A 14,173-nucleotide genomic window follows, 5' to 3' on the forward strand; every position below is an offset into this window, starting at 1 on the left:
CCCACAAGGGTACGGCGGCGGGGCGACCGCACCCGAACCCTGACCGCTCTCCGGGCGGTCAGGGTTCGGGCACGGGCTCTGCCCGACGTCGGATCAGCCCTCGAAGCACGCGCCTTCGAAGGTGTGCTCGGACACCGTGGGGCCGGCGCCGAAGTCTTCGACGATGGCCACGCCGGACGGCGCGGACGGGTCGACCTTGCTCAGCACCGACTCGCGGAAGATCGTCTCGTCGGGGTCACCGGTCCTGTTGCCGGCCTCCTCCGGGAGCATCCCCTCGTAGTCGATCGTCTCCAGCGACTGCACCGCCTCGAGCAGTCCGCCGCGGTCCTTGTCGTAGTCGCCCTCGAGCCACTCCTCCAGCGCCGCCTTCAGCGGGTAGGACCACGCCCAACCGGCCGTGTAGCCGTCGTTGGGCTGGGCGACGTCGCCCAGTGCGTCGCGCATGGCCTGGTGGCCGGGCGTGTCGGTGCCGAAGGGTCCCCAGTAGCCGGACTGCATGTAGAGCGCCTCGAGGGCCGGGGCGGCCGGGGTCTCCAGCAGCGCCGGGTTCCACGTCGGGCCGAGGCCGATGAACTGACCCGTGAAGCCCTGCGCGGCCGCCTGACCGACGATGACGGCGGTCTCGGTGGGGCCGGTCCCGAGGATCACGAGTCCGGGCTTCTGCTTCACGATGGCGCTGATGGCGCCCGCCTGGGCCTCCTGGCCGGGTGCGGTCTCGACGCCGGTGAACTCGATGCCGTTGGCCTCGGCGGCGATCTCGGCTCCCGCCGCCCCGTCACCGCCGTAGTCGCCGGGGAAGCCGACCGCCATCACCGAGGAGATGTCGTTCTCCGCCACCATGAAGTCGACGGCGTTCATCCCCTCGACGCAGTAGTTGGCTCCGGACTCCAGGATCGCGTCCTCGAAGGCCCACAGCGAGGTCCACGACGCCGGGGCGCCGACCATCTCGTCGCGGTCCATGTCGGGGATGATCGCCAGCGTGGTCGGCGAGCCCAGCGTCTGCGCGAGCGCCAGCACCTCGCCCTCGATCTCGCCGTAGACCTGCTGGTGGGTCTGCGGGTTGTAGAGGTTGTCCTTGACGTAGGTGGTGACGTCGATGTCGTAGCCACCGATGCCGCCGTCCTCGTTGACGCGGTTCCAGAACGCGGCCTGCGCCTCGGTGATCGGCACGCCCAGCGGGGCGAACGGTCCCTGGGTCAGGTCGGAGATGGTGCCGAGGTAGATGCAGCCGTTGTCGGCGTTGACCGCATCCGGGCACGCCTCGTCGGTGACCCCCGGTGCGCTGACGGCTGACGATCCGCCGTCCTCCTCCCCGCCACCGCGACAACCGGTGGCGAGCAGCGCCAGCGCGACCAGCAGCACTGCTGACTTCCTTGACTTCACGGTGCTCTCCTTTGTGTGTGTCCGGCCGCTCAGTAGCTGAAGGGCCAGCCTTTCCAGTAGTTGCGAATCCGGATCCAGATGCCGAAGAGTCCGCGTGGCTCGAACAGCAGGAAGCCGACGATGAGGAGGCCGTAGAGGACCTGCTCGAGCTGGAAGACGTTGGGGGTGTCGGTGACCTGGCCCGAGATGAAGGGCAGGTACGCCGGGAGCTCGCGCGTCAGGGTCGGCAGCAGCGTGATGAACAGCGCGCCCATGATGGCGCCGCTTACCGTGCCCGCTCCCCCGATCAGCACCATCGCGATGAACTGCACCGACAGCAGGAGCCCGAAGCTGGACGGCTCGAAGAACCCGATGATGCTGTAGATCAGCGCGCCCGAGCAGCCGGCGTAGAACGACGAGATCGCGAAGGCCACCGTCTTGGCGCGCGGCAGGTTGATGGCCATCATCTCCGCGGCCATGTCGCGGTCCCGGACCGCGGCGAAGGACCGCCCGGTGCGCGAGCGCGCCAGGTTGCGGGCGCCCAGCGCGAACACCAGCATCAGCACCAGCATCAGCAGGTAGAACTTCTGGTCCGAGGTCAGGTAGTCGCCGTCGCGGGCGAACTCGATGCCGAAGAGCTCCGGCACGGCAGCCTCCCGACCCACGCCGGCGCCACCGGTCAGGTCGCTCCACTCGCGGAACAGGTGCTCGCCGATGAACACCAGCCCGAGGGTGACGATGGCGAGGTAGAGCCCGCGCAGCCGCGTCGCCAGCGGCGCCACCAGCACGCCCGCGAGCCCGGCCACCAGACCGGCGGCGGGCAGCCAGACCAGGATGTTGGTGATGCCGAAGCCGATCGTGCGGCCGTCCGGGTCCCCGGAGATCGCCGCCGCCGTGTAGGCGCCGACGCCGAGGAAGAAGGCGTGACCCAGGGACACCTGCCCGGCCAGGCCGGTGATGATGTTGAGGCCGAGCGCGCCGATCGCGAAGGCGTACGCCAGCGCCAGGGTGTTGAGGTGGTTGTCGGTCAGCATCAGCGAGAGCCCGAGGGCGACCAGCACGATGAGGCCGACCCAGATCCGCTTGGGCCGGGTGTTGAAGAGGGCCAGCTCCTGGGCGTACGACCGGTAGAGCTGGGGTCGTCCGGACAGCCGTGCGCCGCGTCGCGCGCGGGTCGCGGCCTGGCGGGGGGCTCGATCCGAGCCCGTCGAGAGGGTGGTCATACGCGCCTCACCTCCGGTGTTCCGAAGATGCCGTAGGGCTTGGCGAGCAGCACCAGCAGCATCAGGACGTAGGGCGAGACGACGGCGAAGTTGTCGCCCAGCCAGGGCGCGTAGTCGCGCTGGTAGGTGCCGACCAGGGACTCCACGACCCCGATGGCGAGCCCGCCGACCACGGCGCCCTCGAGCGAGTCGAGGCCGCCGAGGATGATCGCGGGGAGCGCGACCAGGGCCACGATCCAGATCTGCCGGTCGACTCCCGCGGAGATGGCGAGCAGCGACCCCGCCACGGCGGCGAGGGCGCCCGCCATCGCCCACGACAGGGCGAAGACGCTGCCGACGCTGACGCCCTGGGTGAGCGCTGCCTCCTGGTCGAAGGCGGCGGCCCGCATGGCGAGGCCGTAGCGCGTGTAGCGGTAGAACCAGAAGAGGACCGCCACCACGATGGCCAGCGTGGCCAGCGACACCAGGTGTCGCTCCTGGACCCGCAGGCCGGCCAGCTCGACCCGCTCGAGGCCCCACGGGTTGGGGATGTTGCGGGCGCCCAGGCCGATGAAGCCGCTGGTCACCACGCGGACCACGATGTCGATCCCGATGGTGATGATCGCGACCACGAAGGCCGGGCGTCCCACCATCGGCCGGATCGCACCTCGTTCGATCACCAGCGCGAGGACCGCGGTGAGGAGCGCCGCGACGGCCATCGACATGAAGAAGGAGAAGCCGGTGAAGAGCATCACGCCCAGGGCGGGACCGACGTAGCTGGTGATCGTCGCGCCGGTCAGCATCATCGCGGGCTGGGCGAAGCTGATCACGCCGGTGGACTTGTAGATGATCACGAAGCCGAGGGCCAGCAGCGCGTAGATCGAGCCCGAGCCGAGCCCGCGCAGGACCACTTCCAGGAACTGGGTCATCGTGTCGCTCCGGTGTACATGTCGCTGACGGTGTCCTCGAACATCTGGGAGATCGCGGAGCGCTTGACCTTCTGCGTGGCGGTCAGCTCACCGTCCTCGTGGTCGAGCTCCTTGGGCAGCAGCCGGAAGACCTTGATGCGCTCCACCTGCGACAGGTTGGCGTTGACCGCGTCGACCACGCCGGAGACCAGCTCCACGACCTCCGGCTTGGCGCTCAGGTCGCGGTAGGTGCTGTAGCCGAGCTGGCGGCGCTGCGCCCACTCGCCCACGGTGTCGAGCTCGATGCCGATCAGGGCGGTGAGGAACTTGCGGCCGTCGCCGATCACGATCGCCTCGCGGATGAACGGCGAGGCCTTGAGCTCGTTCTCGATCATCGACGGCGAGATGTTCTTGCCGCCCGCGGTGATGATGATGTCCTTCATCCGGTCGGTGATCTTCACGTGCGTCCCCTCGACCCACTCCCCGACGTCGCCGGTGTGCAGCCAGCCGTCCGGGGTCAGCGCCATCCGGGTCGCCTCCTCGCGCTGCCAGTAGCCGGCGAAGGTCGCCCCGCTGCGGGTGAGGATCTCCCCCGTCTCCTCGTCGATCCGCAGCTCGGTGCCGGGGTGCACCTCGCCCACGGTGCCGAGGCGGATCCGGCCCGGACGGTTGCCGGTGGCGACCGCGGTGTTCTCCGTCATCCCGTAGACCTCGTGCATCGGCACCCCGATCCCCATGAAGAACCGCAGCACCTCCGGCGCGATCGGGGCGGCCCCGGACGCGGCGTAGCGGACCTTCCTCATGCCGAGCCGGTCCTTGAGCGCGCGGTAGAAGAACACGTAGCCCACGGCGTAGCGCAGGCGCGTCGACGTGCTGTGCACACCGCCCTGCGCGACCAGGCGCTGTCCGATGTCCTCCGCGACGCCCAGCCAGAACCGCGACACCGTGCGCTTGAGCCAGGAGGCGCCGGACAGCCGCGTCTCCACGCCGGCCAGCAGCTTCTCCCAGATGCGGGGTACGCCGAACAGGATCGTCGGCTGCACCTCGCGGAGGTTGACCGGGACCGTCTCGATGGACTCGGCGAAGTTGACCTGCGTCCCCGCGGCGGCGTTGAACCAGGTGGAGAAGATCCGCTCCGCGACGTGCGCCAGGGGCAGGTAGGACAGGGTCAGGTCCCCCGGCCCGGGCGGCGGGTCGGTGAAGGCGCCCTGCTCGACGAGGACCTCGATCGCGCACTCCACGTTGCTGACGGTGAGCATCGCCCCCTTCGGGGGGCCGGTGGTGCCGGAGGTGTAGATCAACGTGGCGAGGTCGGAGGGCTCCTGCTGGGCCAGCGCTTGAGCGAGCGCGTCCGGGTGGGACTCCCGGTGGTCGCGGCCGAGCTCGAGGAAGTCCTCCCACGAGAGCAGCAGCTCGCTGTCGTAGCGGTGACGGATGCCTCGCGGCTCGAGGTAGACGACGCGGACCAGGTTCGGCGCCTGGTCGAGCACGGCGAAGGTCTTGTCGACCTGCTCCTGGTCCTCCGCGACGAGCACCTTGGCCCCGGAGTCGTTGAGCAGGAAGCCCACCTCGGCGGCGGGGTTCGTGGGATAGACGCCCACCGACGCCGCACGGGCGGCCAGCGCCCCCATGTCGGAGATCAGCCACTCCGGCCGGTTCTCGGAGTGGATGGCGACACGGTCGCCGGGCACGACGCCCAGGGCGAGGTAGGCGTGGCCGGCCAGCTGGACGTGCTCCCAGTAGGACGCCCAAGTCCACTCCCGCCAGACGCCGAGGTGCTTGTCGCGCAGCGCCACCGCGTCGGGCATCGACTCGGCGTGCGCCCGGATCCGGGTGACGGGGCTGGTCACGACCCCACCTCGCTGCCGAGGTAGGCGCGCACCACGTCGGGGTGGCGCTGCACCTCGTCGGGCGTGCCCGTGACGATCGGCGTGCCGAAGTCGACGACCAGCACCCGGTCGGCGAGGTCCATGACCAGGCCCATGTCGTGCTCGACCATGATGATCGGGACGTCGAGCTCGTCTCGGATGTCGAGGACGAAGCGGGCGGTGTCCTCGGTCTCCTCCTGGTTCATCCCGGCCACCGGCTCGTCGAGCAGCAGCAGCTTGGGCTCCATGGCGAGCGCCCGGCCGAGCTCGACGCGCTTCTGCACGCCGTACGGCAGCAGCCCGACCGGCATGCTGCGCCACTGCTCGAGCTCGAGGAAGTCCACGATCTCCTCGACCGCGCGACGGTGCTCGACCTCCTGGCGGCGGGCTGCGCCCACCCAGGCGAAAGCCTGCAGGAAGCCGTAGGTGATGTGCTGGTGACGGCCCAGCATGAGGTTGTCGAGCACGGTGAGGTGCTCGAACAGCGCGATGTTCTGGAACGTCCGGGCCATCCCCATGGCGGCGATCCGGTGCGGGCGGCGACCCAGGATGCTCTCGCCCATGAACTCCACCGACCCCTGCTGCGGTCGGTAGACGCCGGAGAGCACGTTGAACAGCGACGTCTTGCCCGCGCCGTTGGGACCGATGATCGCGAACAGCTCGCCGGGTCGCACCTCGAAGCTCACGCCGTTGACGGCCTTCACGCCGGCGAAGGACAGGTGCACGTCGTCGAGCCGGGCCACGGGTGCCGGGTGCGGTGCCTGCTCCGTCATGCCGACCACCTCTTCTTGCGCCGGTAGTGCTTGGTGTCGCGGAAGGACTTGCGGCCGTCCTCGCCGGGGTGGAGGCCGAGGTAGAACTCGCGCACGTCGTCGTCCTTCAGCAGGGCGTCAGCCGGCTTGTCGAGGACGACCCGGCCGGTCTCCATGACGTAGCCGTGGTGGGCGATCGAGAGGGCCATGGTCGCGTTCTGCTCGACCAGCAGGACGGCGGTGCCGCCCTTGTTGATCTCGAGCACCACGTCGCGGATGTTCTCCACCATCTTGGGCGCCAGGCCCAGGGTCGGCTCGTCGAGGAGGAGGTAGCGCGGCTCGGACATCATCGCGCGCCCGATGGCCAGCATCTGCTGCTCACCGCCGGAGAGGTAGCCCGCGGTCGCGGCCCGCCGGTCGCCCAGCACCGGGAACAGGGCGTACACCCGCTCGAGGTTGTCCGCCATGCGCGAGCGGGCGGTGTGCGCACCGACCTTGAGGTTCTCCTCGACGCTGAGCTCCACGAACACGCGACGGCCCTCGAGCACCTGGCGCACTCCCTGGCGCACGACCCGCTCGGGGCTGATCCGGTGGATCGGCTTGTCGTCCAGCGTCACGCGCCCCTTGGTGACCTCGCCCTGGTGGATGTCCAGCAGCCCGGTGAGGGCGCGCAGCAGGGTCGTCTTGCCGGCCCCGTTGGAGCCGAGGAGTGCGACGATGCCGTCCTCGGGCACGTCGATGCTCACTCCGCGCAGGGCCAGGACGACGTCGTCGTAGACGACCTCGAGGTTGCGGGCGGAGAGCATCGTGGACCGAGTTCCTTCCGAGAGGCAAAGTGACGACAGTCACATCGTGGACCCGCTGTGCGGTCGGTGTCACTGGTCGTCGGCCCAAAGGCCCGGGCGCCCGCCCTGTGACCGGATCACAAGGCGATGAGGGGGGGTGGCGCAACCGCGATCGCGAGTCACCATGGGCGATCAGCTCGAGGGGAGACTCGGTGACGAACGGGACGGTGGCGCTGGCCGGCGAGGCGCACGGCGCGGACAAGCTCGCCCAGTGGGTGCAGCGGCGCGAGTCGGTGATCGCGCACGACGCGACCAACACGATCTGGCACCAGGTGCCGGCGTACGGCACCCGAGCGGACGCGGGACTGCGTGATGACGTCGAGGCCCACTGCCGGCAGGTCTTCGCCGCGTTCCTCGCCAGCGTCAACGAGCGGCGTCATCCGCTCAGGTCCGACTTCCCCTGGAGCGGGCAGCACGCGATGCGCCGCGTCGAGCTGGGCATCACCCTGTCCGACTTCATGAAGGCCTTCCGCGTGGGCCAGCTGACCCTGTGGGACGACATCCTCGCGGGCGTCAACGAGTGGCCCTCGACCAAGGACGCCGCGCTCCTGCTCGTCAACCAGGTGATGCGCACGATCGAGGTCGGGAGCACCGCAGCAGCCGAGGCCTACCTCGAGGCCCAGCAGTACCAGCTGGCCGACTCCGCCCGCCTGGCCCGTGACCTCCTCGAGGACCTGCTCGCCGGGAAGCCGCCGACGGTGGAGGAGCGCCAGCTGGCGCTGGCCCAGATGGGTCTGGCCGACGACGAGCCCCTCGTCGCCCTCGTGGCGACCCTGCCCTCCAAGCTGGTCGGGGCCGAGCAGCGGGCCCGGCTGCGAGCGGCGCTCACGGTGGCCGGCCGGGGCATGGTCGTCGCGCGGCACCACGAGGTGGTGGCCTTGCTGCCGGTGGGGCCCCACGGGCCGGTCCAGGTCGTGGACGGCGTCCGGACGGCCGTGGTCTCGCTCCTCGGCGACGGCATCCTGACCAGCGTGGGGCTCAGCTCTGCCCGCACCGGGTTCCGCGAGATCCCCTGGGCCTACGAGGACGCCCGGACCGCGATGGGCTCGCTGCTCGGCCGTGCCGGCGTGCGCGCCATGGACGAGATGTCGACCCTGGACCTGCTCATCTCGAGCCAGAAGAACGCACGGCTCGTGCCGCCCGAGGTGCGGGCCTTCGTCGAGGAGGACCTCGCGACCGGCGGGATCCTGGTCGAGACGCTCAGCACCTACGTCTCCCACGACCTCAACGCCAAGCTCACCGCGATGCACCTGCACGTGCACGCCAACACCGTCTACTACCGCCTCGACCGGATCGCCGAGCGCACCGGCTGCGACGTACGCCGGGTCGAGGACCTCATCGACCTGCTGCTGGCCGTGCGCCTGGTCCGTGCCGAGGCGCCCTGAGGGTCCGGGGCAGGACCAGGACCAGGGTCAGCGTCTCGGCGCGAGCACGCCTGCGGCGTCCTCGACCCGCAGCCCGCCGGAGCGGGTGCGGCTGGCGACGAGGGTGCCGGTGACGACCGACGGGAGCGGGTAGGAGATCGTCCCGGGCGCGCCCTGGCGCGACGTGGTCCACAGGCGGTCGGCGTAGCCGACCGTGCCCCGGAACTGGTGGTTCTCCAGGACCAGCCGCCCGGCCGTCGCCTGGCCGAGGACGTAGGACGCCTCCCCGCGGTAGAACAGCGAGCCGTGCGAGACCTCGAGGATGCCGTCGCGCTGGCGGACGGTCTGGTCGTGCACCTCGCCGCTGAGGTAGACGTCGACGCCTCCGTCGACCATCGTCCGCCACAGCTTCGAGGACCGGCCCTTCTCGTAGACCAGGTGCGTGGAGTTGCGGACCCGGACCGGGCCCGGCATCGGCGTGTGGCCCTGCACCATCACCCACGGCACCTCGTCGCGGCGCGCCTTGCGGAGCACGCGCTCGAGCCAGGCGAGCTGGGCGGCGTCGACGGACATGTGCACGTCTCCCCCGCGGCGCTCGAAGACGTCGAGCGTCACCAGCAGCACGTCGGCGTCGAGGCGGACGGCGTACGCCGTGTGCCGGGCCGGCCCGCGGCGGGGCCGATCGGCGAACCGCGGGCGGCCGTCGCTGCCGCTCAGCGCGTGGTCGGCGAAGATCTTCTTGAACTCCGGCACGTGGCGTCGCTTGAAGTCCACCCACGGGTGGCGTCCACGGACCCGCCACGGGTCGTCACCGACCTCGTGGTCGCCGACGGCGGGATAGGTCCTCAGCCCGTGGTCGTCGAAGCGCTGGAGCCACGCGGGGTAGTAGACGTCGGCGGCACGCCGCCAGGCCCGCAGCCGCTGCGCCTGGGTGCGGACCGGGCCGAAGACGCCGGTGCGCGAGTCGTCGCGTCCCCAGCGGCCCTCGACCAGGTCGCCGGCGACCAGCACGTCACGCGTGCCGTGGCCGGCCATCTCGTCCAGCACCCGGTCCAGCGCCGTCTCGTAGGAGGCGTTGGTGGAGTTGGCCACCCGGCCGGTCGCCTCGACGACGTACTGCTTGCGGCCGTCCGCCGTGAGGTCGGCGACGTCCTGGTTGAGGAAGTCGGGTGCGGAGATGAAGCGGTAGCCACCGGTGAGCTCGGGTGCGGGTGGCATGGCGGGGCGCTCGCGCGGGCCGCGGGCCGTCGTCTCGACGAGCGGCTCGGCGCGGGGCACGACCTGCTCCCGCTCCGACCCGTCCTCGTCCTCACCGTCGGCCCCGGCGGGCGTCTCGCGTGCCTCACGAGGGGCCGTGTCGATCGTGGGCGGCGGGTAGTCGGAGCCCGGCGCCGCGCCGGCGGGCTCCGCCGGCGGGGTGAGCGTGGTGCAGCAGAGCGCGCCGACGACCAGCAGCGCGGAGAGCGGTCCGAGAGGTCGTCGTGTCACTCGACCAACCGTAGACGGCGCGAGCGACCTGCGGGCACAGGACCCGGCACGGGACCCGGCGGTGTCGCGGCGGCCTCGCTCACTCGCCGAGATGGTCGATGTCGCGGAACCCGGTCTTCTTGGCCCGGACGCCGCGGTTGGTCAGCCAGGTGAGCGCCCACAGCACGATCCCCGCGGCGAGCAGGAAGCCGGCGATGACGTACTGCTCCTGCTGCTCGTCACTGCGTGCCCACGGCCCCGCGAGGAACGCGCAGGTGACCGCGCCGACGTAGGGCAGCACGGTCGGGGCCGTGAAGTGCGGGTGCTCCTGGTCGGTGGGCCGGCGCCGGATGACGATGAGCGCGATGTTGACGATGGCGAAGACGCACAGCAGCAGCAGCGCGGTCGTGCCGCCGAGCAGCGCCACCGACGACGCGCCGTCGGACGAGGCGCTGGCCCGCACGACGTAGATGATCAGGGCGAAGGAGACGGCCGTGGTGAACAGGATCGAGACCCACGGCGTACGACGCGAGCGGTGCACCTTGCCGAGCACACGCGGCAGGACGTCCTGGTTGGCCATGCCGTAGAGCAACCGGCTCGCCATCAGCATGTTGATGAGGGCGGAGTTGGCGACGGCGAACATGCCGATGAACGGGAAGATCGTGTCGAAGGGGAAGTCCGGGGCGCCGGCGGCCACGACCTGGGTCAGGGCCTGACCCTTGTCGGGGTCGGTCAGGTCGCCGACCGGCACGAGGGCGACCGCGGTGATCGAGACCAGGATGTAGATCACGCCGGTGACCCCGAGGCCCGTGAGCATCATCTTGGGGAAGTCGCGGACGGGGTCCGTGCACTCCTCGGCCATGTTGACCGAGTCCTCGAAGCCGACCATCGCGAAGAACGCCAGCGACGTCGCGGCCGTGATCGCGAAGAACGTGCTCTTGTCGCTGGGGCTGTCGAAGACCACGACGCGCGAGAAGTCGGCGTTGCCCTGGGTCACGGCGAAGAGACCGATGAAGATGATCATCAGGAGGCCGGACAGCTCGACGAGGGTGAGCACGACGTTGGCCTTGACGCTCTCCCCCACACCGCGGAAGTTGACCGCCGCCACGAGGGTCATGAAGGCGAGCGCCGTGACCAGGATGCCGACGCCGCCGACCTCGAAGCCGAGGTCGAAGCCGTCGTTGAGGAAGCCGGCGAACGCGTTGGAGGCGGTGGAGGCCGAGGTGATGCCCGAGCACATGACGGTGAACGCGACGAGGAACGTCACGAAGTGCACGCCGAAGGCCTTGTGCGTGTAGAGCGCGGCACCGGCGGCCTGCGGATAGCGGGTCACGAGCTCGAGGTAGGAGAACGCGGTGATGGTCGCGACCGCGAAGGCGACGAGGAACGGCGCCCAGGCGGCTCCGCCGACCTCGCCGGCGACGCTGCCGGTGAGGGCGTAGACGCCCGTGCCGAGGATGTCGCCCACGATGAACAACAGCAGCAACCGGGGCCCGATGACCCGCTTGAGCTCGGTCTCCCCCGGCCCGTTGGTGTCCTGCTGGCTGGCCTGTGTCGCACTCATCGAGACTCCCCTGGTCGGTCCGTGCCACGACACGGTGAGAGCACACCATGTCGCGACGGTGCGCGACGGGGCAACCACCGTGCGGGTGGACGGGGGTCGCGTCGCGGGCCTCGAACGCCCCGGTGGACGGACTTCCACACTTGGATCGATCAAACTACCCTGCTCCCATGCCGAAGCGTGTTGCACTCCTGACGGCCGGTGGCTACGCCCCGTGCCTGTCCTCCGCCGTGGGTGCCCTGATCGAGACCTACGACGCCACCGACCCCGACATCGAGCTGATCGCCTACAAGCACGGCTACCACGGCCTGCTCACCGGCACCAGCGTCGTGATCGGCCCCGAGGAGCGGGCGGGCGCCGCCCTGCTGCACCGCTTCGGCGGCAGCCCGATCGGCAACAGCCGGGTCAAGCTCACCAACGACGACGACTGCCGCAGGCGCGGGCTGATCGGCGAGGGCGAGACGGCCCTGCAGGTCGCCGCGGCAAGGTTGCAGGCGGACGGCGTCGACGTGCTGCACACCATCGGCGGCGACGACACCAACACCGCGGCGGCCGACCTGGCGGCGTACCTCCGCGAGCAGGGCTCCGAGCTCACCGTCGTGGGCCTGCCCAAGACCATCGACAACGACATCGTCCCGATCCGCCAGAGCCTCGGTGCCCAGTCCGCGGCCGAGCAGGCCTCGCGCTTCGCGCAGAACGTGCTCGCCGAGCACGGCTCGAACCCGCGCATGCTCATCGTGCACGAGGTGATGGGGCGCGCGAGCGGCTGGCTCACCGCGGCCGCCGCGCGCGACTACATGGCGTGGCACGCGGGGCAGGAGTGGCTGCCCGGCATCGGCCTCGACGGCCGCAAGTGGGCCATCCACGCGGTCTACGTCCCCGAGCGCGGCATCGACCTCGCGGCGGAGGCGACCCGCCTGCGTGCGGTCATGGACGAGATCGGCTGCGTCAACATCTTCCTCGCCGAGGGGGCCGGCATCGACGACATCGTCGCCGACCTCGAGGCCGCCGGCGAGACCGTGGGGCGCGACCCCTTCGGCCACGTCAAGATCGACACGATCAACCCGGGACGCTACTTCGCCGAGCGCTTCTCCCAGGAGATCGGCGCCGAGAAGCACATGGTGCAGAAGTCCGGCTACTTCTCCCGCTCGGCACCGGCCAACGAGACCGACCTCGCGCTGATCCGGGAGATGGCCGAGCTGGCCGTCACCTGCGCCCTCGACGGCCGCCCCGGCGTCATCGGGCACGACGAGGACCGCGGTGACGAGCTCCGCTCGATCGAGTTCGAGCGGATCGCCGGGCACAAGCCGTTCGACGACTCGCAGGAGTGGTTCACCGAGCTGCTGGTGAGCACCGGCCAAGCCTGAGGGCGCTCACGCCGGGGCCTCGTGCCGCTGTCTCCCCTCGTGCCGATCTGGGGTGGCGGCACACGACATCCCGTGCGTCCACCGTGGCGGCACACAACATCGTTTCCGGCCCCGCGCATGTTGTCTGCCGCCACCCTGATGCCGGCGTACGTCAGGTGCCGCCACCCTGGCGCCGGGGTAGGTCACGTGCCAGCGCCCTCCCGCCGCCATCAGGCCGGGGGCGCCTCCACGCGCTGGGTGACCCGCAGGCCCGACGCGGGCAGCACCCGCGGCAGCGTCTGGAGGTACGCCGCACTGGCGAGGGCGATCACCACGAGCACGGACCACAACGTGGTCGGTCCGTGGGCGAGCAGCCAGGTGAACGCGACCGGCGCCACGGCGCCGCCGAGGCCCCAACCGAGCTGGAACAGGCCGAGGTAGCGGCCGCGGAGGTGGTCGGGCGCAGCCTCGGCGGCGGTGGCGCTGAAGACCGGACCGCCGGTGAGCTCGCCGAAGGTGTAGACGGCAGCGCCGACGAGGATGACGACCACGCCGAGCCACACCGGCAACCACCCGGCCACGACGAAGAGCACGTAGCTGGCGACGAAGACGAGCTGCGCCAGGCCCATCATCCGGGCGCGGACCTGCCCGGTCATGCGGCGTACGACGAGTCCCTGGCCGAGCCCGACGAGCGCGGTGTTCACGGTGAAGATCGCCCCCACCACCCAGCCGGGCAGGTCGATGGTCTCGGCGGCGTAGACCGGCAGCGCGAAGTTGAGCACCATCATCCCGGCGACGAAGCCGAGCTGTCCGAGCACGAGGCGGAGGTAGGCCCGGTCGCGCAGCACGACGCCCCAGCCCTCGACGGGCGCGTCGTGCGCCCGCGCGACGCGGTGGTCGGGCACGTCGAGCAGGAGCACGAAGGCCACGACGAACGTCAGGGCGTTGAGCACCACCACCGACTGGTAGGCCAGGTCCGTGCCGACCTGCAGGGCGACTCCGGCCAGCACGCCGCCGACCGAGTAGCCGAGGTTGCGGACCGCCTGGAGGAAGCCGAACCACAGCTCGCGCTCCCCCGGCGCCGAGATGGCGGCGACGACGTTGCCGAACGACCCCCAGAAGGCCTGGCGGCCGATGTTGAGCAGCGTCGTCCACAGCGCGACCACCAGCAGCGAGTCGGCCCAGAGGTAGGCCAGCATGCCGACCGCCTGGACGAGGTTGCCCACGAGCATCATCCGGCGTGGGCCGAAGTGGTCGACCAGGCTGCCGATGACGAAGGCGCCCGGCATGGTGAGCAGGGCCGACAGCGACAACGCCGACCCGATCTGCACCAGCGACAGGTCGGTCATCGCGAGGAAGTAGAGCAACGTCATCGGCATGAACAGCCCGCTGCCGACGGTGTCGGCGACGATGGCCGTGACGAACCTGCGGTGCTCCCCGACGCGGGGGAATCCGAGACGGGTCAGCACGGAGCGCATCCTCGCACCCGGGTCTGACA

General features: G+C 70.7%; 11 protein-coding genes. 2 read left to right on the top strand and 9 right to left on the bottom strand.

What is annotated here, in order from left to right; genetic code table 11:
* Positions 1–93: 93 nt before the first annotated feature.
* The 6 genes from CFI00_RS14810 to CFI00_RS14835 are packed head-to-tail and all read right to left on the bottom strand — an operon-like array spanning position 94 to position 6,898.
* Positions 94–1,383: an ABC transporter substrate-binding protein gene (locus CFI00_RS14810; protein WP_242532411.1), complete on the bottom strand. Its 1,290-nt coding sequence runs from the start codon at positions 1,381–1,383 to the stop codon at positions 94–96.
* Between the two features lie 29 nt (positions 1,384–1,412).
* Entirely contained in the window at positions 1,413–2,585 is a 1,173-nt protein-coding gene (locus CFI00_RS14815) for a branched-chain amino acid ABC transporter permease (RefSeq protein ID WP_242532412.1), read from the bottom strand.
* Positions 2,582–3,493 carry a branched-chain amino acid ABC transporter permease gene (locus CFI00_RS14820; protein ID WP_207081862.1) on the bottom strand — a complete coding sequence of 304 codons (912 nt, stop codon included), beginning with the start codon at positions 3,491–3,493 and terminating at the stop codon, positions 2,582–2,584. The genes CFI00_RS14815 and CFI00_RS14820 overlap by 4 nt, the downstream gene beginning before the upstream one ends.
* A complete protein-coding gene (locus CFI00_RS14825; protein ID WP_242532413.1) occupies positions 3,490–5,322 on the bottom strand; it encodes an AMP-binding protein in 1,833 nt (610 codons plus the stop codon). The genes CFI00_RS14820 and CFI00_RS14825 overlap by 4 nt, the downstream gene beginning before the upstream one ends.
* Positions 5,319–6,113, bottom strand: a complete 795-nt coding sequence (locus CFI00_RS14830; protein ID WP_207081863.1) for an ABC transporter ATP-binding protein — start codon at positions 6,111–6,113, stop codon at positions 5,319–5,321. Before CFI00_RS14830 ends, CFI00_RS14825 begins: the two co-directional genes overlap by 4 nt.
* On the bottom strand, positions 6,110–6,898 hold the full coding sequence (locus CFI00_RS14835; protein WP_207081864.1) for an ABC transporter ATP-binding protein: 789 nt from the start codon (positions 6,896–6,898) through the stop codon (positions 6,110–6,112). The genes CFI00_RS14830 and CFI00_RS14835 overlap by 4 nt, the downstream gene beginning before the upstream one ends.
* Positions 6,899–7,089: 191 nt before the next feature.
* Between CFI00_RS14835 and CFI00_RS14840 the strand changes: the two genes are divergently transcribed.
* Positions 7,090–8,322, top strand: coding sequence for a helix-turn-helix domain-containing protein (locus CFI00_RS14840; protein WP_207081865.1), 1,233 nt, complete (start codon positions 7,090–7,092; stop codon positions 8,320–8,322).
* Positions 8,323–8,349: 27 nt separating this feature from the next.
* Here CFI00_RS14840 and CFI00_RS14845 read toward each other — a convergent pair whose 3' ends face one another.
* The gene (locus tag CFI00_RS14845; RefSeq protein WP_207081866.1) at positions 8,350–9,789 is read right to left on the bottom strand and encodes a metallophosphoesterase; all 1,440 of its coding nucleotides are present in this window, start codon (positions 9,787–9,789) and stop codon (positions 8,350–8,352) included.
* A 79-nt stretch (positions 9,790–9,868) separates the two neighbouring features.
* Positions 9,869–11,332 (bottom strand): APC family permease, encoded by a 1,464-nt coding sequence (locus CFI00_RS14850; protein ID WP_207081867.1) that lies wholly within the window; start codon positions 11,330–11,332, stop codon positions 9,869–9,871.
* 167 nt (positions 11,333–11,499) lie between these two features.
* Between CFI00_RS14850 and CFI00_RS14855 the strand changes: the two genes are divergently transcribed.
* A complete protein-coding gene (locus CFI00_RS14855) occupies positions 11,500–12,696 on the top strand; it encodes a pyrophosphate--fructose-6-phosphate 1-phosphotransferase (protein ID WP_207081868.1) in 1,197 nt (398 codons plus the stop codon).
* 209 nt (positions 12,697–12,905) lie between these two features.
* Here CFI00_RS14855 and CFI00_RS14860 read toward each other — a convergent pair whose 3' ends face one another.
* The gene (locus CFI00_RS14860) at positions 12,906–14,144 is read right to left on the bottom strand and encodes an MFS transporter (protein ID WP_207081869.1); all 1,239 of its coding nucleotides are present in this window, start codon (positions 14,142–14,144) and stop codon (positions 12,906–12,908) included.
* Positions 14,145–14,173: the final 29 nt, after the last annotated feature.

The sequence above is a fragment of the Nocardioides sp. S5 genome, assembly GCF_017310035.1.
GTDB lineage: Bacteria > Actinomycetota > Actinomycetes > Propionibacteriales > Nocardioidaceae > Nocardioides.

Coding starts and splice junctions, on each gene's coding strand:
- CFI00_RS14815 (WP_242532412.1), bottom strand. CDS start 2,585: ATGACCACCCTCTCGACGGGCTCGGATCGAGCCCCCCGCCAGGCCGCG.
- CFI00_RS14820 (WP_207081862.1), bottom strand. CDS start 3,493: ATGACCCAGTTCCTGGAAGTGGTCCTGCGCGGGCTCGGCTCGGGCTCG.
- CFI00_RS14830 (WP_207081863.1), bottom strand. CDS start 6,113: ATGACGGAGCAGGCACCGCACCCGGCACCCGTGGCCCGGCTCGACGAC.
- CFI00_RS14835 (WP_207081864.1), bottom strand. CDS start 6,898: ATGCTCTCCGCCCGCAACCTCGAGGTCGTCTACGACGACGTCGTCCTG.
- CFI00_RS14850 (WP_207081867.1), bottom strand. CDS start 11,332: ATGAGTGCGACACAGGCCAGCCAGCAGGACACCAACGGGCCGGGGGAG.
- CFI00_RS14855 (WP_207081868.1), top strand. CDS start 11,500: ATGCCGAAGCGTGTTGCACTCCTGACGGCCGGTGGCTACGCCCCGTGC.